At 76.2% G+C, this 22911-nt stretch carries 16 protein-coding genes; 1 reads left to right on the top strand and 15 read right to left on the bottom strand.

What is annotated here, in order from left to right:
* Positions 1-28: 28 nt before the first annotated feature.
* Positions 29-634 (bottom strand): trypsin-like peptidase domain-containing protein, encoded by a 606-nt coding sequence (locus tag VQH23_RS04125; RefSeq protein WP_338664352.1) that lies wholly within the window; start codon positions 632-634, stop codon positions 29-31.
* A gap of 286 nt (positions 635-920) precedes the next feature.
* On the opposite strand from VQH23_RS04125, the gene VQH23_RS04120 reads away from it, so the two are divergent.
* The gene (locus tag VQH23_RS04120) at positions 921-1259 is read left to right on the top strand and encodes an NIPSNAP family protein (protein ID WP_338664351.1); all 339 of its coding nucleotides are present in this window, start codon (positions 921-923) and stop codon (positions 1257-1259) included.
* A gap of 40 nt (positions 1260-1299) precedes the next feature.
* Here the strand turns inward: VQH23_RS04120 and VQH23_RS04115 are convergent, their stop codons facing one another.
* The 14 genes from VQH23_RS04115 to VQH23_RS04050 all read right to left on the bottom strand — a co-directional run bounded on the left by VQH23_RS04115 (position 1300) and on the right by VQH23_RS04050 (position 22133).
* On the bottom strand, positions 1300-3321 hold the full coding sequence (locus tag VQH23_RS04115; protein ID WP_338664350.1) for an SDR family oxidoreductase: 2022 nt from the start codon (positions 3319-3321) through the stop codon (positions 1300-1302).
* 315 nt (positions 3322-3636) lie between these two features.
* Complete coding sequence (locus VQH23_RS04110; RefSeq protein ID WP_338664349.1) at positions 3637-4332, bottom strand: endonuclease/exonuclease/phosphatase family protein; 696 nt, start codon at positions 4330-4332, stop codon at positions 3637-3639.
* 39 nt (positions 4333-4371) lie between these two features.
* The gene (locus VQH23_RS04105) at positions 4372-6561 is read right to left on the bottom strand and encodes a VTT domain-containing protein (RefSeq protein WP_338664348.1); all 2190 of its coding nucleotides are present in this window, start codon (positions 6559-6561) and stop codon (positions 4372-4374) included.
* A 126-nt stretch (positions 6562-6687) separates the two neighbouring features.
* On the bottom strand, positions 6688-8022 hold the full coding sequence (locus VQH23_RS04100) for a nucleotide sugar dehydrogenase (RefSeq protein WP_338664347.1): 1335 nt from the start codon (positions 8020-8022) through the stop codon (positions 6688-6690).
* Between the two features lie 106 nt (positions 8023-8128).
* On the bottom strand, positions 8129-8866 hold the full coding sequence (locus VQH23_RS04095; protein ID WP_338664346.1) for a hypothetical protein: 738 nt from the start codon (positions 8864-8866) through the stop codon (positions 8129-8131).
* Positions 8867-9162: 296 nt separating this feature from the next.
* Positions 9163-11121: a nucleoside-diphosphate sugar epimerase/dehydratase gene (locus VQH23_RS04090; protein ID WP_338664345.1), complete on the bottom strand. Its 1959-nt coding sequence runs from the start codon at positions 11119-11121 to the stop codon at positions 9163-9165.
* Positions 11122-11132: 11 nt separating this feature from the next.
* Positions 11133-13916: a glycosyltransferase gene (locus VQH23_RS04085; RefSeq protein ID WP_338664344.1), complete on the bottom strand. Its 2784-nt coding sequence runs from the start codon at positions 13914-13916 to the stop codon at positions 11133-11135.
* On the bottom strand, positions 13913-15046 hold the full coding sequence (wecB, locus tag VQH23_RS04080) for a non-hydrolyzing UDP-N-acetylglucosamine 2-epimerase (RefSeq protein ID WP_338664343.1): 1134 nt from the start codon (positions 15044-15046) through the stop codon (positions 13913-13915). Before wecB ends, VQH23_RS04085 begins: the two co-directional genes overlap by 4 nt.
* A 34-nt stretch (positions 15047-15080) precedes the next feature.
* Positions 15081-16349 (bottom strand): glycosyltransferase family 4 protein, encoded by a 1269-nt coding sequence (locus VQH23_RS04075; RefSeq protein ID WP_338666052.1) that lies wholly within the window; start codon positions 16347-16349, stop codon positions 15081-15083.
* Positions 16350-16365: 16 nt separating this feature from the next.
* A complete protein-coding gene (locus VQH23_RS04070; RefSeq protein ID WP_338664342.1) occupies positions 16366-17601 on the bottom strand; it encodes an aminotransferase class I/II-fold pyridoxal phosphate-dependent enzyme in 1236 nt (411 codons plus the stop codon).
* Positions 17602-17729: 128 nt separating this feature from the next.
* Positions 17730-18446 (bottom strand): sugar transferase, encoded by a 717-nt coding sequence (locus VQH23_RS04065; protein WP_338664341.1) that lies wholly within the window; start codon positions 18444-18446, stop codon positions 17730-17732.
* Positions 18439-19692 carry an O-antigen ligase family protein gene (locus VQH23_RS04060; protein WP_338664340.1) on the bottom strand — a complete coding sequence of 418 codons (1254 nt, stop codon included), beginning with the start codon at positions 19690-19692 and terminating at the stop codon, positions 18439-18441. Before VQH23_RS04060 ends, VQH23_RS04065 begins: the two co-directional genes overlap by 8 nt.
* Before the next feature lie 283 nt (positions 19693-19975).
* Complete coding sequence (locus VQH23_RS04055; protein WP_338664339.1) at positions 19976-20881, bottom strand: hypothetical protein; 906 nt, start codon at positions 20879-20881, stop codon at positions 19976-19978.
* A gap of 28 nt (positions 20882-20909) precedes the next feature.
* Positions 20910-22133 carry a heparinase II/III-family protein gene (locus VQH23_RS04050; protein WP_338664338.1) on the bottom strand — a complete coding sequence of 408 codons (1224 nt, stop codon included), beginning with the start codon at positions 22131-22133 and terminating at the stop codon, positions 20910-20912.
* Positions 22134-22911: the final 778 nt, after the last annotated feature.

The following is a 22911-nucleotide window of genomic DNA, read 5'->3' as shown; positions in this document are numbered from 1 at the left end:
TCCCTGGCCACGGACCGGACGCGGGGGATCAGTCCCGCAGCGATCGGGCCGGCACGGCGAGGCCGCGGGCCGTGCCGACCGCGGCGGCCACGGACACGCCGGCCACGGCCCAGTCCCCGTCGGGCCGTTGCGCCAGGAGGGGGGCGCCGCTGGCGCCGCGGGTGGCGGCGCAGGCGTGGGCGATCAGGCGCAGGCCGTCCAGCACCGCGGGGCCGACGGCGCGACAGGCGGTATCGGCCAGCAGGACTTCCGGGCGGTCCTGCTGGTAGCCGCCGAGGGCGAGCGGGAGGTGCGGGGCGGGGTCGTCCTCCAGCAGGGCGAGGGGGGTGCCGGAGATGGAGGATTCCAGGGTGAGGATCGCCCAGTCGGCGCCGCGGGGGAGGCGGGTGCGCGGGTCGAAGCCGGGGCCGGTGCGGACGGATGCGGCGCGGGACGTGGCCTTCCAGGTGCCCTGCCGGTAGCCGAGGAGGAAGTGGACGGAGGAGGGGCGCACCAGGGCGCCGGTGCGGGGCGCGACGAGGCAGTGCGCGGCGGTGAGGACGGTGCGGGGGCCGATGAGGGTGCCGGTGCAGCGGCCGCCCAGCTCCGTCTGGACACGGCCGAGGGAGGCCCAGGGCGGGGCCTCGGCGTCCACGGGGCGCCGGGGGTCGGCGGCGCCGAGGCCGGGGAGAGTGGAGGGGGGAATGCGGGGCTCGGCCGCCGCCGGGGCGGCGAGGAGGAGGGCCAGGAGGGGGGCGGCGATGGCGGGGCGCCGCGATGGGGGGTGACGCAGCGGACTGCCTCCTCATGCCGGGGCGGCAGGGTGCCGCGGGGATGGGGGGAGGTCCAGGCGGACACAGGCGGCTGAGGTCTAGGCGGCCGCAGGTGGCGGACGATAAGACCGGGGATGGCGCCGCGGGATGCGGCGAGAGGAGATGCCGATGATCGTGGACCTGCGGATCTACACCTGCCAGCCGAACCGCATGGCCGAGTTCGTGAAGGTCTATGAGACCATGGGGTGGGAGATCCAGAAGAAGTACCTGGGCCGCTGCCTGGGCTGGTACACGACCGTGGAGGGGCCGCTGAACCGGATCGTCCACCTCTGGGCCTATGACAGCCAGGCGGACCGCGAGGCGCGGCGCTCGGCCATGGCCAAGGACCCGGGGTTCCAGGCCTATCTTGCCAAGGTGGCAGAGCTGGGCGTGCTGCAGGAGATGGAGAACCGGATCGTGGCGCCGGCGCCCTTCTACGCGGCGCATCTGGCCGAGCAGGCGAAGTAAGGGAACGGCCCGGGGAGGATCTCTCCGGGCCGCTCCGGTTCTACAGGCGGGACTTCAGGAAAGCGTTGATCCGGTCCAGCAGGCCGTCGCCCTCCTGCGCGGCCTGGTGGGCGCGGCGGTCCACCTCCTTGCGGGCGCGGCCGAAGAGGTGCCAGCCCTCGTCGCGCGCGTCCTCGTAGGTCTCGCGGCCGCGCTTGCGGGCGCGGTCGTACACCTCCTCGCCCCGGTCGCGGGCGCGGCCGAAAAGGCTCCAGCCACGGTCACGGGCGTCCTCGTAGGCGTCGTGGCCGTCGTCGCGGGCGCGCCTGAACAGGCTCCAGCCGGTGTCGCGCGCGTCCTCGTAGCTGTCGCGGCCGCGCTTGCGGGCGCGGTCGTACACCTCCTCGCCCCGGTCGCGGGCGCGGCCGAAAAGGCTCCAGCCACGGTCACGGGCGTCCTCGTAGGCGTCGTGGCCGTCGTCGCGGGCGCGCCTGAACAGGCTCCAGCCGGTGTCGCGCGCGTCCTCGTAGCTGTCGCGGCCGCGCTTGCGGGCGCGGTCGTACACCTCCTCGCCCCGGTCGCGGGCGCGGCCGAAAAGGCTCCAGCCACGGTCACGGGCGTCCTCGTAGGCGTCGTGGCCGTCGTCGCGGGCGCGCTTGAAGAGGCTCCAGCCGGTGTCGCGGGCGTCCACGTAGTTGTCACGGCCGCGCTTGCGGGCGGTGTCGTAGAGGTCCTCGCCCCGGCCGCGGGCCTGCCGGTAGTATCCGCGGCCGCGGTCGCGCGCCTCGTCGTAGAGCTCGCCGCCGCGCTCGCGCGCGTCGTCGTAGACGGAGGAGGCGTAGCGGCTCGCCTTGTCGGCGAAGCGCTCGGCCCGCTTGCGGGCGTGCCTCAGCTGCGGGCGCGCCTCGCGCTCCGCCCGCTCCGCGTAGTCGAGCGCGCGGTGGGCGATGCGGCTCGCCTCGTGGCCCAGGGTGCCGATGCCGTGGCCGGCGTCGCGCGCCACGCTCTGCCCGAGGCGCCAGGCGCGGTCCGCCAGCCGCTGGGGCACGGGCGCGGGGCGGCGCAGCGTGTACATGCCGATGGCGGCGCCGCCGAGCAGGGCGGCCGCGCCGATGAGCAGCCCGGCCGGGCCGAGCGGGTTCATCTGCGCCTCCAGCAGGAAGGAGGTCTTGCGCGGCGGCGGGCCGGAGAGGGAGGAGGTCTCGGCCAGGTCCTCGCGCGGCTCGTACAGGTTGTCGCGGCGCTCCATGCGTCCGGTCTCCTCGGTCTCCTGGGTGGGACGGGCAATCTTCTCGAAAATCAGGTCGGTGAGGCGCGGGAAGTGGACGCCCATCATCGCCATCATGAAGCCGCCGCCGCCGACGTAGAGGTCGCGCGTGCGCGTCTCGCAGGCGTGCAGGATGGCGCGGGCCACCACGCGCGGGTGATAGGCCGGCGGCGGGTTCCGCAGGCCCGGCGAGCCGAGGTGGTTGCGCGCGTGCTCCATGTAGGGCGTGTCGATCGGGCCGGGCTTGATGAGCGTGACGCTGATCGGATAGCCCTCGGCCTCGAACTCCGTGCGGAAGGCCTCCGTCACGCCCTTCACCGCGAACTTGGCGGCGGAGTAGGGGCCCTGCAGCGTCATCGCGCGCTCGGACAGCACGCTGCCGACGTTGACGATGGTGCCGCCGGCCTTGCCCTTGAGGTGCCGCGCGGCGACGAGGGTGCCGTGCACCACGCCCCAGTAGTTGGTGTCGAAGAGGCGGCGCTGGTCCTCCAGCGGCACGTCCTCCAGCTCGCCGTAGATCGCGACGCCGGCGTTGTTGCACCAGGAATCGAAGCCGCCGAACGCCTCTATGGCGCGGGCGCTGACCGCCTCCACCTGCGCCATGTCGGCGACATCGGCCACCACGGGCTCCGCGCGGCCGCCCTTGGAGCGGATCTCCTCCGCCAGGGCGTTCAGCGCCTCCTCGTTGCGGGCGACGACGACCACGGCGGCGCCGCGCTCCGCGGCCATGCGCGCGGTGGCCAGGCCGATGCCGGAGCTGGCGCCGGTGATGACGATGACCTGCTCGGAGAGCGGTTTCAGCTTGGGGGTGGGCATGGAAGGGACCTCGGCATTGCGCGGTCTCAACGACGAAGCCTCGCGAGGGTTCCGCGGGGGTGCCGGGCTTGCGGGGAAGGTCTGTCCCGGGGAGAGGAAGAAGGAATTCTTCCTCTCCCCGGACCCCTCACCATCATCTTCCTCTTCAGGTTGGTCTTACCCAGCTGACGGTGCGCCTCGGCTCGTCGAGCCGAGGCGACTGCAAGGGCATCACGCGGGGACGCCGCCGCGGGACGGCGCGGCGGCAGCCCGATGCAGGTCCAGGAGGCTCAGCCTTCTAGCGGGGGTCCAGGGGGCGGCGCCCCCTGGGGCCGGTCAACCCACCGCCATCCGTGTCGTCCCCTCCACGCCGAGCGCGACCTCCGCGATCACCGGCCGGTGGTCGGAGGCGTCGCGGGCGGCGGGGTCGGTCCAGCTGCGGAGGAGGGCGGCGCGGGGGCGGGCGTAGATGCGGTCCAGCGCGAAGAGGGGCCGGGCGACGGGGAAGCTGCGCAGCCGGGTGCGGGAGGGGAGGGTGCCGAGGAAGGCGCGGTCCACGGGGCCGTGGGGTTCCCAGTCGTTGAAGTCGCCGAGGGCGAGGAGGGGGTCCGTGGTGGCGCGGGCGAGGGCGGCGAGGCGGGCGGCCTGGGCGCGGCGTTCGCCAAAGCCGAGGCCGAGATGGGCGGCGAGGAGGCGCAGCGCCCCGGCGGGGGTGTCCAGGCGGGCGGTGATGGCGGTGCGGGGCTCTCGGCCGGGGACGGAGATGTCGTGGAGGGTGCCTTCCTCGAGCGGCCAGCGGCTGATGAGGGCGTGGCCGTAGCAGCCATCCGTGGCGCGCATCGTGGGGGCTTCCACGGCGTGGCCGCCGAGGGCTTCGCGCAGGGCGGTGAAGGGGGCGTGGCCCGGGCGGTTGCGGCCTTCGACCTCCTGCACGGCGACCACGTCCGGCTCGTGGCGGCGGATGAGGGCGATGACGCGGTCCAGGTCGTGGCGGCCGGCGGGGGAGACGGCGCCGTGGATGTTCCAGGTCATGGCCCGGAAGGTGAAGCCCTGCATGGCGGCCGCGCGGCCTTACTCGTGGCGCAGGCGGCGGAAGAGCTTCTGCAGGCCCCAGGTGACGAGGGCCCAGGCCACGAGCACGCCGGTGAGGATGCCGATGTTGCGCGGCGTCGGGTTCTCCAGGATGCGGGACAGGCTCTCGCCCACGAGAGAGAGGAGGGCGATGCCGGGGAGCAGGCCGAGGGCGGTGCCGATCATGTAGTCCGGGAAGCGGATCTTCATGGCGCCGGCAACGAGGTTGACGAGGGTGAAGGGGGCCACGGGCAGCATGCGGATGGTGGTGACGGCGAGGATGCCGTTGCGGTTCACCGCTTGGCTGACGCGGTTGATGCGGGGGCCGAGGACGCGGCGCAGCAGGTCCGGGCCGAGCTTCCGCCCCAGGCCGTAGGTGGCGGCGGCGGAGACGAGGGCGCCGATGGCGGCGTAGGCGAGGCCGGGCCAGGTGCCGAAGGCGGCGGCGGTGCCGAGGATGAGGACGTTCACGGGGAAGGCGACGAAGCCGAGCAGCAGGAAGAGGCCGACGGAGAGGGCAGGGCCCCAGTGGCCGCGATCCGTCAGGGCGCCGCGCATCGCCTCTGGCGTCAGCATCCCGGCGATGGGGGTGAGCTTCCAGAGGAGAAGGAGGAGGGCGACGGGCAGGAGGAGGAGCGCGGCGCGGGCCAGCAGCGGCCAGGGGCGGCCGGAGGGCGGGGCGACGTCGGGGTGGACGAGGTAGTCCGAGAGGAACTCGCCGGACTGCATGGGGCGGCGGGGGTCGGCGGCGCGCTCGATGCCCGGGAGGAGACTGCGGGCGGGGCGGTCGCCGTCCTTCACGTCCTGCAGGCTCTTTCCGGTGGCGGAGAGGCCGTTGACGGCCTGGAGGAGGGAGCCGGTGGCGCGGATGCGGGCGGAGACGGCATCGGGCGCCACGCCGGTGTGCTCGGCGATCAGGCGGTCCCGGGCGCGGAGGACGGCGGCGCGCCCCTCCGCGTCCCGCGCCTCGACCAGCAGGTCGCACTCCGTGTCCGTGCCCATCGAGCGGTTGCAGATGTTGGAGGAGCCGACGCGGAGGAAGCGGTCGTCCACGGCCATGACCTTGGCGTGGACCATGACCTCGGATTCCGCCTCTCCGTCCCGCACATGGGGGAAGACGAGGCGCACGCGGTCGGCGAGGCCGGCGCGGCGGATGGCGCGCATGAAGCGGATGCGGCCGGCGAGCATGGTGCGGTGCTCGAGCCAGGTGTGGTGGGTCTTCGGGACGACGATCAGGGCTTCCAGCGCTCGCCGGGCCTTCATGCGGGCGATGAGGGCGCGGGCGACGCGGCCGCAGGTGAGGAACTGGTTCTCGATGTAGATCGTGCGCTCCGCGCCGCCGATCGTGTCGAGGTAGAGGGATTCCACCTCCCGCACCTCCGGCGCGCCGGCGAGGGCGGGCATTGTGCGGGCGATGCCGAGCGTGGCGTCCCGGAAATCGGGCGTGATGGCGGGGGGCCAGGGGTCGTGGTCCGAGGCCGGGGGTGCGGGCCGGTCCAGGCACTCCGCGCAGGCGGCGTTCCAGCGGGCCTGGAACAGGTCCTCCAGCGCGGCGGCGGCCTCGCCGTCCACGACCATCTGCACGTCGTGGAAGGGCGGGTAGGGCTTGCCGGCGGGGTCCAGGCGGTCCGGGTCGGCGGGGTGGTGGGCGCTGCGGTCCCAGCGGCGGATGGTGAGGTCCAGGCCGCCGGCGAAGGCGACCTTGCCGTCGATGACGACCACCTTCTGGTGGTGCGAGGCGCCGAAGGGGGTGCGGTCGTCGAGGCAGAGCTCCACCGCGTCCGGGGTGTTCCAGCGGAGGTGGAGGGCGGGGAGGGGCTCGCGCTCCAGCGCGTAGAGGACGGAGTAGTCCCAGAGGAGCAGCTTGACCGAGAGGCCGGGGCGGCGCTCGGCGAGGGCCGCGAGGAAGGGGCCGAGCTCCTCCGGCAGGCCGTCCTCCGGCAGGGTGTCGCCGACGAGGCGGGTGCGGCTGTCGATGTCCCAGCCGACGACGTGGATCGTGGCCTGGGCTGCCAGCATCGCCGCCCGGACCGCGCCGAAATAGGCCGCGCCGTCCGGCAGCACCGCCGCGCGGGGGGCGCGGGTGGCGCGCCAGACGTTGCGGCCGGGGCGGAGGATGGAGGGCGTCTCGGGCCCGGGAGCCGCGGGGGCGGTCCGGGGCCGAGCGCGGGGGGGCGCTTCGGTCAGCATTCCCCGGCTAACGCGGGAGAGGTGGTTTCGTTCGCGGGTGCGGTGGGCGGCGCGGCTGTTGCGGAATCCCGGCGAAACCTGGGGGTGGGGGGGGGGACTCCTTCTTCCTTTCCCTGGTCCGTGCGCTCAGGCCGCGACCACCACGCCCGGCCCCGGGCCCCGCATTGCCCCGCGCGTGTCCACCACCAGGGGCGCCGCGCGGCGGACAAGTTCCAGGTCCATGCCGGGCTGGGGGGTGACGAGCAGGACCGCGTCTTGGGCGGCGAGGGTCGGCTCGTCCAGCGGCACGCTCTCCAGCGCGGGGGAAGTGCCGTGGAGGCGGCGGGTGGCGGGGAAGCGGGGGACGAGGGGGTCGTGGTAGGTGAGGGAGGCGCCGCGCTCCTCCAGCAGGCGGAAGATCTCCACCGTCGGGCTCTCCCGCGTGTCGGGCACGCCGGGCTTGTAGGCGAGGCCGAGGAGGAGGATGCGAGCGCCGCGGAGGGGGGTGCGGCGGTCGTCCAGCGCGTCCCGCAGGCGCATCACGGCGTAGGCGGGCATGGCGTCGTTCACGCGGCCGGCGAGTTCGACGAAGTCGCTGGGCACGCCGAGCTCGCGGGCCTTCCAGGCGAGGTAGTAGGGGTCCACGGGGATGCAGTGGCCGCCGAGGCCGGGGCCGGGGCGGAAAGGCATGAAGCCGAAGGGCTTGGTGGCGGCGGCGTCGATCACCTCGTGCACGTCAAGGTGCATGGCGTGGGCGATGCGCTTCAGCTCGTTCACCAGGCCGATGTTCACGGCGCGGAAGACGTTCTCGTAGCACTTGGCGAGCTCGGCGACGGCCAGCGACGAGACGGGGACGAGGCCGCCGGCGACGGGGGCGTAGAGGGCCCGGCCGACGGCGAGGCAGGCGGGGGTGGCGCCGCCGACGAGCTTCGGCACGCGGGCGACCGTGCCCTCCGGGTTGCCGGGGTCCTCGCGCTCCGGCGAGTAGATGGCGAAGGCGTCGTGGCCGACGTGCAGGCCGGCGGCGGCAAGGACGGGGAGGACCAGCTCCTCCGTGGTGCCGGGGTAGGTGGTGCTCTCCAGCGCGATCGCCTGGCCGGGGCGGAGGTGCGGGGCCAGGGCGGCCAGGGTGTCGCGCACGGCCGAGAGGTCGGGTTCCTTGTGCGGGCCGATGGGGGTGGGGACGCAGATCACCAGCGCGTCGCATTCGGCCGCCGCGGCGGCATCGGCGTGGGCGCGCATGGCGCTGGCGGCCACGCGGGCGTCCGCGATGCCGTGGACGGGGCTGCGGCCGGCTTCGATGGCGGAGACCTTGGCGGGGTCGATGTCGAAGCCCTCGACGGCGAAGCCGGTCTCGGCGAAGCGGAGGGCGAGGGGCAGGCCGGCATAGCCGAGGCCGACGACGCCGATCCGGGCCTGCCGGGCGGCGATGCGGGCGATCAGGGCATCGCGCCAGCCAGCGGAGGCGTGGAAGCCGTCCATCAAGAATCACTCACTTTTGAGTGACAAGAGGAGAGCGCAACCCGGGGTTGGCCGCAAGGGGTGGGGCACGACCGGGTCGCGGCCCCTTCTCCCGGTTCGGGTGGGGTCAGAACCGTCCGGCGACGGTCAGCGTGACCCAGTCCTCCCCGCCCGTTCCCGGGCAGGAGGTGCCGATGCCGAGGGGGGCCGTGCCCTTCCGGCTGAGCTCCAGCCGCATCTCGCAGCGGGCCGTGAAATCGCTGTGGTCCAGTCCGGCCAGGGAGTGGGTGGAGACGAGCTGCAGATTGAAGCGGGTTCCGGGGTCGCCGAGGGGGGAGAGGTCGCCGGAGATTGCCGCCTCGGCGCGGAAGGCGAGGCCGGTGGGCAGGGTATCGCCGCCGGCCGCGGAGAGCCCGGTCGGGTCGCCGAGGCCGCCCTTCGCCCGCAGGGTCAGGCCCTGGGGCAGGGAGAGGCCCACCTCCTGGTAGACGGCGGCGCCGAGGACGTGACGCGCCCCGCCATCCCCGGCCCAGCTCGCCTCCGCCCGGAGGACGGGGGTGGTGGAGAGGGAAAGGGGGCCGGTCCCGAGGATGTGGTAGCGGGCGCCGAGCGAGCCGGTTCCGCCGGCGGTGGCCCGGCCCGCGAGGTCGCGCGCGGGCTTCGCGGTCTCGCCGACGATCCAGAAGCTCTTGTCGGCGCTGTCCCAGGCCAAGCGGTAGGCGGGCTCGGGGAGGACTGCCTTCTGCTCGATCCGCGTCTGGGCGCGGGCGTCCAGGACGACGTCCTGGGAGGCGGCGGGGCGTGCGAGGCCGAGTGCGAGGAGCAGGGCTGCCGCCGGGAGCAGGGGGAGGGAGGAGTAGATCATGGCAGGACCGGGGCAAAAGTGGCGAAATCTTGTCCTCGGTTACCCCGGGGGCTTGGACTCGCTCAAGCGAAAAGGGTCCGGTGCCGCCATGCGGGCCGGGGCTGTTGCGGCGCGGCACGAGGCCGCGGCCGGGGCGATCACGCCCGTCGTTCGGGTGGATGTCCGCGCCATCGCCCATGGGCTGAGGTGGCCGGCCAGCCGGGCGATCCCCGGTCGGAGAAGAGGATGTTGGTGAGGGGTCCGGGGAGAGGAAGAATTCCTTCTTCCTCTCCCTGGGACAGGCCGTCAGCGCAGGATCAGGCCCGCCCGGCCGCGGGCGTGTTCGGCGCGTGCTCGAATTCCGGCACCAGCCGGGCCAGTCCGGCCAGGGCCAGCCGCCCCTGGCCGCCGCGGGCGGCGGAGGCGATCTCGTCGATGGCGCGGCCCACCAGGGCGGCGTCGGCGGTGCGGGGGGTGGCGACGAGGAGGCCGGGGAACTCGGTCGGGCTCGGGGCTTCCTTGCCGTGGAAGAGCTCCTCGAACAGCTTCTCGCCGGGGCGGAGGCCGGTGAAGCGGATCTCCACCTCCTCCTCGGGCTGGAGGCCGGCGAGGCGGATCATGCGGCGGGCGAGGTCCACGATCTTCACGGGCTTGCCCATGTCGAGGACGAAGATGCCGCCATCCTTCAGCTCCGGCGGCTGATCCGCGCGGTCCTCCGCGCCGATGACGCTGGCCTGGAGGACGAGGCCGACGGCCTCCCGCACCGTCATGAAGTAGCGGCGCATGTCCGGGTGGGTGACGGTCAGCGGCCCGCCGCGCTCCAGCTGGCGGCGGAAGAGGGGGACGACGGAGCCGGTGGAGCCGAGCACGTTGCCGAAGCGCACGGTGACGCAGCGCATGCCGGCGCCGCCGTTCGTCATGCCCTGGCGGGCCTGCATGTCGAGCGCCTGGCAGTACATCTCCGCCAGGCGCTTGGAGGCGCCCATGACGGAGGTGGGGTTCACCGCCTTGTCCGTGGAGATGAAGACCATGGCGCGGCAGCCATTGGCGCGGGCGGCGTCCGCGATGAGGCGGGTGCCGAGGGCGTTGGTGAGCAGGCCCTCCAGCGGGTCGTTCTCCACCATCGGCACGTGCTTCAGGGCGGCGGCGTGGAAGACGAGCTCCGGCCGGATCTCCTCCATCAGGCGGCGCAGGCGCGGCTCGTCCCGCACGTCGGCCAGCACGGGGCGGCGGGCGACGCCGGGGTGCGTCTCGGAGAGCTCGAGGTCGATCTCGTAGAGGGCGAACTCGCCGTGGTCGAGCAGGGTGAGGTTGGCGGGGCCGAGGGCGGCGATCTGGCGGGCCAGCTCGCTGCCGATGGTGCCGCCGGCGCCGGTGACGAGGACGCGGCGGCCCTGGATGAGGCGGGCCATGCCCTCCCGGTCCAGCGGGACCTGCGGGCGGTCCAGCAGCTCCTCGATGGAGACGGGGCGGAGCTCCAGGCGCCGGGTGGCCCCGATGGCCCCGGCGGCCCCCTGCGGGCGCGCGGCGGCGGGGTCGAGGGAGGTCGGGCGCGGGGCACGGCGCACGGGCACGCCGTGGCGGTCGGCCGCGTCCAGCAGCGCCTCCAGCGCGGCGCCGGAGAGGGCGGGATCGGCGAGGACGAGGAGGGCGGGCAGGCGCCCCTCCGCCCGCAGCGCGTCCAGCACGGCGCCCGCATCCTCCACCGCGCCGAGGATGGGGGTGCCGAGGATGCGGCGGCCGCGCTGGCGGGCGCGCGGGGCGAGGATGCCCTCCACCCGGTAGCCGGGGGCGCGCTGGGCGGTGAGGGCCCGGATGAAGAGGTCCGCCGCATCCGCGCCGCCGGCCAGCAGCACGGGCTGGGCGGGCACGTCGGAGGCGGGGCCGGCGCGGTGGGCGGATTGCAGCCGGCCCACCAGCCGGGCGCCGCCGAGCAGCGCGGCAAGCACCCCGGCGTGGAGCAGGGGGAAGGCGGGGTTGGGGGGGCGCCAGCCGCCCGCGAGCAGCAGCCCCGCCCAGAACAGGGCGGCCGCGGCGGCGGAGGCGGCCGCCACGGGCAGCAGGTCCGGCAGCCCGACGTAGCGCCAGTACTGGCGGGGCAGGCGCAGGGGCAGGGCCGCGGCGACGAAGGCGAGCAGGGCGCCGGAGAGGCCGCCCGCCCACCAGAGCGGCGGCGGCCAGGTGCCGGGGGCGGCGAGCGCCAGGGCGGCCGGCAGGGCCAGCGCCGCCAGGGCGAGGTCCAGCGCCAGGTTGAGCAGGATGCGCTGCGGCGCCACGGGCCGGTTCCTCAGGCGCCCCGCGCCGGCGGGGGCGCCCCGTGGAGAAGCTCGGGGAGAGCCCCGGGAAGAACTTCTGGCTGCAGCAGGCGCCACTCGGCCAGGGCGGACCCCGCCGGAGGGGTACGGGGCGCGGAGGCCCGGAGCCCGGCCTGGATCAGCGGGACGTCGGAGGTGGGCTCCGGCGCGCGGGGCGCCGCCTCGGGGCTCTCCGGCGGGCGGGCGAGGATGGCGGCGATGCCGGCGGGCAGGGCACCGGCGGAGAGGCTGGCCTCCGACAGCAGCCGGGCGCCCGCGCCTTCGGGCAGCGCGATGGGGCGGCCGGTCAGGGCGGGGATGGCGGGCTCCGGCGGCGGCGCCGGGCGCGGCGGGGCGGGCGGGGGCGGCGGGGCCTCGGCCGCGGCGCGCATGCCGGCGAGCAGGGAGAAGACCGGCTCCGGGGCGGGGGGGACGGGACGAGGGGCCGGGGCGACGCGCAGCGCCTGCACCATGGAGCCGAGCGCGACGGTGGGGGTGGACGATTCCTCCGGGGCGGGGGCGGCGGGCAGTTCCGGCATCGGGCCGAGCACCTGGGAGGGGGGCGGCAGCGCGCCGGGCGCCGTGCCGGAAGGCGGGGCGGCGGGGGACGGGATGGCGGAGGACGGGGCGACGGAAGACGGGCCGGGGGCCGGCTCCGGCGCCTCGCGCGCGAGGACGGCGGCGAGCCCTGCGGGGATCTCCCGCGCGCGGGTCAGCGCGGCGTCGGCCAGCAGACGGGGCTGGGCATCGGCGGAGGGGGCGACGAATTGGGCGGGGGGCGCGGCGGCGGAGGCCTCCTGCGCGGCGGGGGGCGGCCCGACCTCGGCGAGGAGGCGGAAGGGGCCGGCCTCGGCGGGGCGGGGCGTGGGCGCCACCGGCCCGCGGTCGAGGAAGGCGGCGAGGGCCGGGGACACGGCCCCGGCGCCAGGACCGGAGCCGGTCTCCTCCAGCAGGCGCGGCGCGGCGGGGGCGGGGCGGGGCTCGCCGCGCATGGCGGCGGAGAGGCTGGCGAAGGCGTCGGCGGCCGTGCGGGCCGGCGCCGCGGAGGGGTCGGGCGCCGGGGCAGGGGCCGGGACGGCAGCCGCGGGGCGGTGCGCGGGGATGGCGGGCGACGTGGCCGGGGTGGCGGCGGCCGGGACGGGAGCCGCGGGCGCGGGGCCGGCCGGCATGCGGGGCGGCGGCACGGGAGGGGCGGCGGCGGGCAGGGGCTGGGCGGGGCGGGGTGCCGGATGCGCGGGTGCCGGCGCCTGGGCGGGCTGCGTCGCCGCGAGAGGCGCCGCGGGGGCTGGCACGACGGACGGTGCGGGGGCCGGTGCGGGGGACGTCGCGGGGCGGGGCGCCGGCCGCGCGGGAGGGGGATCCGCGAGGGGGCCTGCCGGCGCCGGTGCCGCGGCGGCCGGGGGCGGGACCGGAACCGGAACGGGGGCCGGCGCGGCGGGGCGCGGTGCGGGCGCGGCCTCGGGCCGCGGTGGCTTGGCGGCCTCGGGCCGCGGTGGCTCGGCGGCCTCGGGCCGCGTCGGCTCGGGGATCCGGGCGGGGACCGGCAGGGGGGCCAGCTCCTCGTAGAGGGCGACCAGCCGCGCCGCCTCGCCCGCCCAGCCGTAGCGGCCCAGGGCGGCGGCACGGCCGGCGGCGCCCATCTCGGCGCGCAGGTCCGGGTCGGCCAGGGCGCGCACCGCCTCGGCCACCGTGTCGGGGTCGGCGGTGTTCACCAGCACGCCGCAGCCCGTCTCCCGCACCACCTCCGCCACCTCCTCGGCGAAGTTGGGGACGACCACGGGCAGGCCGGCCAGCATGCAGTCGAACAGCTTGTGCGGCAGGGCCAGGCGGTGGTTCTCGTGGCCGGGCTGGAACAGCACGATGCCGATGTCGGCCTCCGCCGCCAGGGCCACCGCGGCCTCGTGCGGGAGCCAGCCGTGGCGCTCCACCGCGCCGGCCACGCCCAGGCGCTTGGCCTCGGAGAGGAACTCGGTCTCCGAGTTGTCGGTGAAGCGGCCGATGAGGGAGAGGCGGGTGCCTTCCGGGCACCTGGCGAGCGCCCGCAGCATCTCGAAAGCGCCGCGCTCCCGCGTCAGGGCGCCGAGGTGGACGAGGGTGAGGGGGCCGTGGCGGTGCTGGCGCGGCGCCACCGGCACCTCGGCGGCGTAGTTGCGGACGGGCACCACCTCCGCCTCGGGGAAGGCGTCCTCCAGCCCGTCCTTCGCCACCACCACGGCGTCCGCGCGGGCGGCCATCCAGCGGCAGGCGGCGATCACGGCGCGGCGGCCGAGGCCGCGGAACATGCCGGGCAGCCGGGTGTCCAGGCGGGAGGGGTAGTGCTCGTGGACGTCCAGCACCACCGCCGCCCCGGTCATGCGGGCGGCGAGGATGGCGGCGTACCAGCTGTCCGGCTCGTGCGCGTGGATCACGGCGGGCTTCAGCTTCGCCGCGCGCCGGGCCAGCGTCCGGGCCGCGCGCAGGCGGCCGATCCAGCCGGAGACGCGGGGATAGGTGAGGATCTCCACCCCCGCCATCTCCTGCGGCACGTCCTTCGCGCCCCGCAGCGGGGCGGGGGCGAGGTGGGCGACGCGCCACCCGGCCCCCGCCAGCGCCGCGCCCTCCTTGCCGACGACGCGCAGGTCCGTGGGCGGGTGGGCGGCGGAGAGCATGAGGACCAGCGGCACCTCGCGCGAGGCGGCGAGGCGGATGGCGGCGGCGGCGCGCTGGGGCTCGCGGGCGGCACCGCGGGAATGGGGCACCTTCGCCGGGGGGCGGCGGGATTCGCTGTGGCCGGTCATGCCCGGGCCTCCGCGGCAGGGGCGCCCAGATTCGTCGTACTCAGGTTCTTCGCGCCCAGGTGCTCCATGAGGTGCGCGACCATGCGGGCGCCCGCCCCGCCGTCCCAGAGCGGGATGGGCCGGGCGCGGGGGCGGTCTCCGGCGAGCACCGCCTCGACGGCGGGGGCGAGGTCCTCGGGCGCGACGAGGCGGTTTGTGCCGGCCTCCAGCGTCACGGGCCGCTCGGTGGAGGGGCGCAGCGTGAGGCAGGGCAGGTCCAGGGCCCAGGCCTCCTCCTGCACGCCGCCGCTGTCCGTGGCGACGAGGCGGGCGCGGGCGAGCAGGCCGAGAAAGTCACGGTATCCGAGCGGCGGGAGGGACATGACCCCTTCTGGCACGAGGAGGCCGAATTCCGAAAGACGTCCCGCGGTGCGGGGGTGGACCGGCCAGGCGAGCGGCAGGTGCCGGGCGGCGGCGGCCACGGCCTTCAGGAGGGCTGACAGCGCCCCGGGGCTGTCCACGTTGGCGGGGCGGTGCAGGGTGAGGACGCCGTAGCCGCCGGGCCGCAATCCGGCTGGAAGGGAGCGGGCGCGGGCGGCGGGCAGGGTGCGGCGCAGGCTGTCGATCATGGTGTTGCCCACGGCGCGCACCGCGGCGGGGGCGTGGCCCTCCGCCAGCAGGCGGGCGGCGGTGCCCTCGTCCGGCGCCCAGAGGAGGGTCGAGATCGCGTCCACCGCGCGGCGGTTGATCTCCTCGGGCATGTCCAGGTCGCCGCAGCGCAGCCCGGCCTCCAGGTGCGCTACGGGGATGGCGAGCTTGCGGGCGGCGAGCGTCGCGGCGAGCGTGCCGTCCACGTCCCCGGCCACCACGACCATGGCGGGGCGGCGGGCGGACCAGAGCTCGGCGAGGGCGATCATGGTGCGGCCGGTGAGCCCGGCATGGCCGCCGCCGGAGATGCCGAGGGAGACCTCCGGCGGGGCGAGGCCGAGATCGGCGAGGTGGCCGCCGAACATGGCGGCGTCGTGGTGCTGGCCGGTGTGGACCAGCATGGGGCGGCAGAAGGGCGGGGCCTCGGCCAGGGCGTGGAGCAGGGCCGCCAGCTTCGGCAGGTTCGGCCGGGCGGCGGCGATGAGGTGGAGTTCGGGAAGCACGTCGCGCCGTCCTGGCCGGGGGAGATGGGGGGTTCTAGGCCGCCCGGGCCAGGGCGGGGACCCCCGCCGCCGCCTCCAGCACCTCGCAGAAGCGGGCCGCGTGGATGCGCCGGTCCCAGAGCCGCACGGCGCGCCCCCGTGCGGCGGCGCCCATCGCGGTCCGGCGGGCCGGATCCGCGGCGAGCGCCGCCAACGCGTCGGCCAGGGCCGGCGCGTCGCCGGGGGGCGCGGCGATGCCGCAGGCGGCACCGTCCGTCCCCGCCCCGACCAGCCGCGCGGCGCGGCCCGGGGCGTTGGTGACGACGGGCAGGCCCGCGGCGAGGTAGTCCATCAGCTTGTTCGGCGCCGTCCACTCCGCGAATTCCGGGATGGGGGCCAGCAGGTGCAGCCCGATCCCGGCGCCGGAGAGGAGGGCGGCCAGCCCCGTCTTCGGCATGGGGTCGAGGAAGGTGACGTTGCGGAGGTCGCGGCGGCGTGCCTCCTCCATCAGCCGGGCGCGCTCCCCGCCCTCGCCCACCAGGACGAGGCGGATGCGGCGCTCGCCGGCGTTGCGGAGGACGGTCGCGGCCTCGATCGCGGTGAGCAGGCCGTTGGCGCGGCCATGGGCGCCGGCATAGACGGCCAGCACCTCCCAGGAGGCGGCCTCCGGCGGGCGCCAGGGGGCGACCTGAGGGCCGAAGAGGTCGAGGTCGCAGCCGTTCGGCACGACGTGGACGCGGCCCGGCGCGGCGCCGCGGGCGAGGGCGGTCTCGGCCATGCCCTCCGTCAGGCCGATCACGGCGGCGGCGTTGCGGCAGGCGGCATTCGCCAGCCGGTCCATGGCGGCGAGGGCCGGGGCGGGCACGCCGCCGCCGATCTGCGCCTCCGACAGGGCGCGGGGCAGTTCCGGCCAGGGGTCGCGGATCTCGAAGACGAAGGGGAGGCCGCGCAGCCGGCGCGCGGCGAGGGCGGGGATGGCGACGGTGAGCGGGGTGGAGGAGGCGAGCGCCAGGTCGAAGCGCTCCCGCAGGGCCAGCCGGGCGGCGCGATGGGCGTAGCGCAGGAAGGCGCCGGTGCGGGCGCGCAGCCCCTGGCCGTTGCTGCAGGGAATGTCGAACTCCACCACGCGGAACCCGGCCACGCGGCCTTCCCGCACCCCGCGGCGGAAGGGGCCGGAGAGGCCGGTCTCCGCCCCCTCGTAGCGGCCGCAGGCGAGGGTTACGGCGTGGCCGCGCGCGGCCATGGCGCGGGCCATGGCGTGGGCGCGGGTGGCGGTGGCGCCGCCCGGCCCGGAGTAGTGCTGGTGAAGGTAGAGGAGGTTCAGGAGGGCAGGTCCGGGATCAGGCGCGGGCGAGGCGCCGGATCACCTCGATCACGCGGGCCTGCTCGCCCGGGTCCATGGCGCCGGAGGGCAGGCAGAGGCCGCGCTCGAAGAGGGCGGTGGAGACGCCCCCGCCGATCATGCGGCTGCCGCGGAAGGCGGGCTGCAGGTGCAGCGGCTTCCACACCGGCCGGCTCTCGATCCCCGCGGCGTCCAGCGCCCGGCGCACCACCTCCCGGTCCGCCCCGAAGCGGTCCGGGTCCACCAGCATGACGCTGAGCCAGCGGGAGGAGCGGCCCCAGGCGGGTTCCGGCATGAAGGAGAGGCCGGGCAGGTCCGCCAGGGCCGCGAGGTAGCGGGCGAAGACGGCGCGGCGGGCGGCGACGCGGGATTCCAGCGCCCGCAGCTGCACCAGCCCGACGGCGGCGAGGACGGAGGAGAAGCCGTAGGAGTAGCCGAGGGTCTCGTGCTGGTAGTGGGGTGTGGATTCCTTGGCCTGCATGCTGAAGTGGCGGGCGGAGGTGATCAGCCGCGTGTCGTCCGACACCAGGGCGCCGCCGCCGCCGGCGGTGATGATCTTGTTGCCGTTGAAGGAGAAGCAGGCCAGCCGCGCGCCCTTGCCGGCCGCGCGGCCGCGCCCCTGCGCGCCGAGGCTCTCGGCGGAATCGCTCAGCACCGGCACGCCCCAGCGGTCGCAGGCGGAGACGATGGCCTCGAGGTCCGCGCACTGGCCGTAGAGGTCCACCGGCACCACCACGCGCGGCAGGCGGCCTTCCCGCGCCGCCTGGGCCAGGGCGTCGCGCAGCAGGTCCGGGTCCAGCGTCCAGCTGCCCGGCTCCACATCCAGGAAAGTGATGCGCGCGCCCATCTGGGCGGCGGGGGAGACGGTGGCGACGAAGGTGAGGCTCGGCGCCCAAACCTCGTCGCCCGGCGTCACGCCGAGCACGCGGTAGCCGAGGTGTAGTGCGGCGGTGCCGGAGGAGATGGCGAGGGCCTCGCCGAAGCCCGAGGCCTCCGCGAAGGCGGCCTCGAAGGCCTTGGGGATGGGGCCGGCGGGGGCGAGCCAACCGCTGCGGAGCGTCTCCTCCAGCGCCTGCATCTCGCCGCCGGCGAGCTGGGGCGGGGAAAGGTGAATGCGCCGGGGCTGCCCGCCATCGGCGCCGGGGCGCCGGAACGGGAGGATGTTCCCGAGCGCGGCGAGGTCCTGATCGCCGGGGGCGTCGGGGCTCGGTATCAGGCGCAGCGCCACGCTCACCCCTCACAGTTTAGCTACTTCTTACGTTGTGGTCGCGCACAGGGCGCCCGCAAGCCCGATCTACAACCGTAAGGATGGATCTTATTTTTTGCTCACTACCGTATTCTGGAGCAATACATCGAGGTGGCTCAGGGTGGGCCCGCCCGGCCGCGCCTTGCCCCGCGATGCGCCCCGGGGCGATCGGAATGGCCGGGCGGGCGGCGGGCGTGGTGCTTGGCCTGGCGCGGGGCTTGGTGCGAGGCCTTGGGTGGCAGCTCCGGCATGGTGGCGTGGCCCGGGGCGTTCACCCCGCGCCCGGACAGCAGCACGCGCAGCGTGCCCAGCACCGCCATTAAGTCGCCGCGCGCGGTGACGGCGCCGGCGTAGCGCGCGTCCCACTCCAGCCGGGCGGGCCAGGGCACGGCGTTGCGCCCGCGCGACTGGGCCAGCCCAGCGAGGCCGGGGCGCACCCGCAGCCGCTCCGCCTGGCGGGGCGTGTAGCGGGGCAGGTAGTCCACCGGCAGGGGGCGGGGGCCGACGAGGCTCATCTGCCCGCGCAGCACGTTCAGCAGCTGCGGCGCTTCGTCCAGCGCGGTGGCGCGGAGGGCGCGGCCGAAGCGCGTCAGCCGCGCCGCATCCGGTTCCCCTGCGTATCGGGGCGCGCACATGGAGCGGAATTTGAGAAGGGTAAAGGGCGCGCCGCCCCGCCCCGCGCGCACCTGCCGGAACAGCACGCCGGGGCCGAGCGCGGCCCGCACCGCCAGCGCCACCGCGCCGAGCAGGGGCGCCAGTAGCACCAGCAGCAGCCCGGCGGCGGCGGCATCCAGCCAGCGCTTGCCGCGGCGGGCGTAGAAGCCTTCAGGCAAGTCCCGTTTCCCTTTCCAGCTCGCGCGGCCGCGCCTCCAGCCCGGCCGAGAGGGCGAGGCCGAGGGCGAACCAGACCATGCGGTTTCCCATATCGGTGGACACCATGGCGCCGAGCGCCACCGGCAGCACCAGCGCCACCAGCCGCCCCGCCGCCCCCGGCGGCAGCGCGCGCAGCCGCCCGGCCAGCAGCGCCAGCCCGCCCCCGAAGGCGCCGAGCCAGAGCAGCAGCCCGGGCACCCCGCCCTCCACCATCGCCTCCAGCAGGTGGTTGTGGGGGTAGAGGCCGCGCCGCTCCCCGTTTCCCGCCGCGAGGGTGAAGCCGCCCGTGCCGAGGCCCCAGGGCAGCGTCTCCCCCGTCCAGCGCAGCGCGTCCGCCCAGAGGACGGGGCGGGCGGATGCGGCGATGCCGTCCCCCGTGAAGCGCTCCAGCGTGCGCAGCCCCTCCGCCCGGCCGGGATCCGCCAGCACCACGGTCAGGCCCAGCAGCACCGCCCCGGCGGACAGCCCCACCCAGCCCAGCGCCGCCCTGGCCCGCCCCGCGGACCAGAGATGCGCGGCCGGGGCCAGCGCCACCGCCAGCCCCAACGCGATGAGCCCCGCCCGCCCGCCGGGCAGCAGCCCCGCCCCGCCGAGAAGGACTGTCAGCACCGCCCAGGACAGCCGCCGGAGGCCGCGCGACTCCACCACCCGCAGCGCGGAGAGCCCCGCCGCGCAGGCGATGGCGAGCCCTGCGAGCTGGTACTGCACCCGCACCATGTCGGGGTTCGCCCCCACAGCGCCGCCGAGCACCACGCTCCCGCTCGCCAGGCCCAAGGCGATGGACGCGGCGATAAAGGGGCCGAGCAGGAGCGTGGCGCCGGCCAGCACGCGCCGCGCCCCGGGATCGGCCCCCACGGCCAGCCCGGCCAGCAGCATCGCCGGCCCCACCAGCACCACCTCCGGCAGCTTCGCCGAGAGCACCTCGCGCGAGGGACTCCAGAGCGCGGCCAGCACCAGCCAGAGCGGGAGAAGGCCGCAGCAGGCGAGCGGCAGGGCCAGGGACGGCACGGCCCGCCAGCGCGCGCCCGCCGCCAGCAGCAGCAGGCCGGGCAGCAGGGCCAGGGTGCAGAACACCGTGAGATCGAAGGGGAGGCCCGCCAGCAGCGGCGTGGATTTCAGCCCGCCCGCGAACTGCATGCCGGCGGCGGGAAGCCCGGCCAGGGCCGCGAGGAAGGGCGCGCTGGGGCGGGGGATCGTCAGGGGCATGGCGGGTGGCCCCCAGGGGGCGCTGCCCCCTGGACCCCCGCCAGGAGGCTGAGCCTCCTGGACCTGCATCGGGCTGCCGCGGGACTGACGGGAGGTGTCGGCCCTGTTCGATCGGCAACTGTCCTGACCCGGCAGTCGCCTCGGCTCCATGAGCCGAGGCGCACCGTCAGCCGGGAAATTCCAACTCGAAGAAAAAGATGATGGTGAGGGGTCCGGGGAGAGGAAGAATTCCTTCTTCCTCTCCCCGGGACGGACCGCCTTGGCAGGACTGGGCAGGCGCCCACTACTCCTCCCGCTTCCGCGCCAGGATCGGGCTTGGCGCGATGCGGGCGCCGGCCGGGCGGCTTTCGCGGGCGGCGGGCACGCCGAAGAGCAGCACGCGGCAGGCGGCGAGGAGGGTGCAGGCCAGCGGCACGGCGACGGCCAGCAGCATCAGCAGCAGGGGGCGGTTCGGCAGGGCGGGCCAGAGGCCGGCACTGGGGGCGGAGACGAGGCGGGCCGCCACGGCCTCGTCGGCCGAGGCGATGACGGCGGCGCGCTGGTGCTGGGCCAGCAGCTCGTAGATCGGGGTGCGGAGGTAGATGTCGCGCTCCGTCGCCAGCCGGGCTTCCAGGGCGGCGACGCGGCGGCGGGCGAGGTCGTCCAGGCTGGTGCGCACCTGTGCCTCCCCGAAGGCGTGGAGGCGGCGGAGGATGTCCAGCGCGGCCAGACGGTCCGGGTGGGGGATGGAGAGGCTGGTGGTGACGGTGGCGAGGGACTGGGTGACGCCGAGGTTGCGGTCCAGCCAGCGGTCCACGTCGTCCAGGTCCGCGGGGGAGGGCGGGAAGCCGGCGAGGGTGCGGAGGCGGCCGGTCGCGCCCTCCCGCTTCTGGCGGGAGAGTTCCGTCAGGATGTCCGTGTCCCGGGCCAGCATCGCCACGGCTTCCGGGCTGCGGAGGGCGGCGAGGTAGATGGCGAAGTTGCCGCCGGCGCGCGTGTCCAGGAGGCCGCCGGGCATGACGAGGCCGCCCTGGATGAGGGTGGAGGCGGCCAGGCCCGTGGTCTCGGCCGGTGCCACCACGGCCTCCGCGACGTACTGGCGCGGCCAGAGGATGACGAGGGTGGCGCCGAGCAGCAGGAAGGCGAGGGCCGCCGAGGCGACCTGCCAGCGGAGGCGCCAGACGCCGAGCAGGAGGAGTTCGAGCGGCATCCACGTTCACGAGACTGTGTTGTCTATTCTAGGCGTCAGTTTTGACCTCCGTGCAACCGGCACGGAACGTGATTCGCGTGGTGATCGCGCGGATGGGCGCCGCCGCGCGGGCCACGAGCACCGGGATGCGCTGCGCCTCGCCATAGGCCGGGCTTTCCCATGCTTCCTCCAGCGAGAGGCGGAGCGGGGCGTCCGCGGAGAGGGCGATGCGGGCGGCCGGACCTTGCAGCGCGTGCCCTTCCAGCTGCCAGGGGCCGGGGGCGAGGTGCCAGCGCAGGGCGAGGGCGCGGAAGGGGCCGGAGACCCGGTCCTCGACGCTCCATTCCGCCGCGCCGGGGTGGACGCGGCGGGCGTGGCGGTTGCCGCGGGCGTCGCGGGTGGCGCCGCCGTCCGGGAGAGGTTCGGTGGCCACCCAGCGGGCGAGAAGGAAGCGGCCGGCGCGGGGCATGGGCTCCGTGTCGTCGAAGAGGATCAGGTTGTGGGCGGCGGCGGAGGCGAAGTGGGGCGCCCACCATTCCCGGTCGTGGGGCGGGTTGTAGGCGCCGGTGCCGGTGTCCCGCAGGAGGTTCAGCGGGCCGTGCCAGAGGTCGAGGTGCAGCAGGTCCGCCTGGCCTGGACGGAAGCGCAGGGGGCCGGTGCGGAGCAGGGCGCGGGCGGTACCACGATGCCAGCCGCGCGTGCCGGTTGCGGTCCATCCGGCTTCCGCTGCCAAAGGGGGCGTGGGCGGCAGGGCGAGCCAGGCGCAGCCGGGGTCGTCGGGGAAACCGGCGGAGGCGCCGAGGAAAAGGCGGGCGGCGCGCTCCGCGCTTCCGCGTGAATCGGCGGGGCCGGCGAGGGAGAGGTCGGCGAGGGCGGAGCCGTCCTGGTGGCCGAGGCGGGGCGTGGCGCCCGTGGGCGGGTCCACCAGCCGGGCCAGCCAGCGCGCGGCGGCGGCGGCGCGCTCGGCGAAGGGGGCGGGCAGGGGCGGGGCGGCGTGGCGGCGACGCAGCCATTCCAGGGTGGAGAGCACGTCCAGCAGCAGCCGGTGGTAGCCGGTGGAGACCTGGGCGAAGCCGCCATCTTCCGCCACCAGCCGCGCCAGGGCGCGGGCGAGGTCGCGGGCGGCGTGCCGGGCCGTGGCCGCCTCGCCGAGGCCCCAGGCGCAGGCGAGGAGTCCGGCGGGTTCGCTGACGGAGTGGTTGTTGTCCTGCGCCACGGCATAGGCGCGGGTGGCGGCGATTCGGCGGGCGTGCAGGCGCAGCAGGGCGGCCATCCCCGGCGCGGGCGGGCCGCCGCCGAGCAGGGCCTGGGCGAGGGCGAGGTGGAGGGCGCGCAGCCGCCTCCTGCCCGCAGGCCCAGTTGGGACCGCGGAAGGGTGGGTTGGCTGCGGCCCATTCCGCCAGCCGGGCCTCGGCACGGGCGCGGTGGCCGGCACCGGGTTCCAGGCGGTGGGCCTGGACGAGGAGGGGGAGCCAGGCGAGGCGGTTCGCCTCCCAGACCGGGCGGACGTCGCCGGGGGTGAAGAGGTCCATCCCGAGAGCGGGGGCAGCGGGGTCGAAGGGACCGTGCGCGACGGCCGGGGGAGGCGTTCGGCCGCGGCCAGCAGCGCCGCGGCCGCGCCGGGCGGCAGGGGTGGTGGCGGGAGTGGCGGCAGCGGGGGCGCGGAATCCGGCAGGAAGGGGCCGGCGGGGGGCGGCGCGTCGCGCAGCGCGCGTCCGGCCAGCCCGGAGGCCACCCGGCCCCTGTGCCATGCCAGCCACAGCAGCGGGCGCGCGCCGAGCCGGGCGGCGGCATCGAGGCGCAGCAGGGCTCGGGGTGCTTGGAGGGGCATGGGACGCGTGTTAGCACGATCACGGGTTTGTTATATCTGTTCCGCCTCGCCGGCCGGTTGCGGCGCGTGGCGGGGCTCGGCCGGGGGCGGGCGCTTGCCGATGCGGAACGTCGCTACGAGGGCGGGGCGTCTCGGAGCGGCGCTCCTGCTCGCCCTACCGCCGATGGGCGGGGCCTCCGGGCAGATCGGCGGGCAGGGTCAGCCGCTGATGCCGCCCTCG

It is taken from the genome of Pararoseomonas sp. SCSIO 73927 (assembly GCF_037040815.1).
GTDB lineage: Bacteria > Pseudomonadota > Alphaproteobacteria > Acetobacterales > Acetobacteraceae > Roseomonas.
The sequence above is the reverse complement of the archived record's forward strand: the minus strand, read 5'-3'. Positions and strand labels throughout refer to the sequence as shown.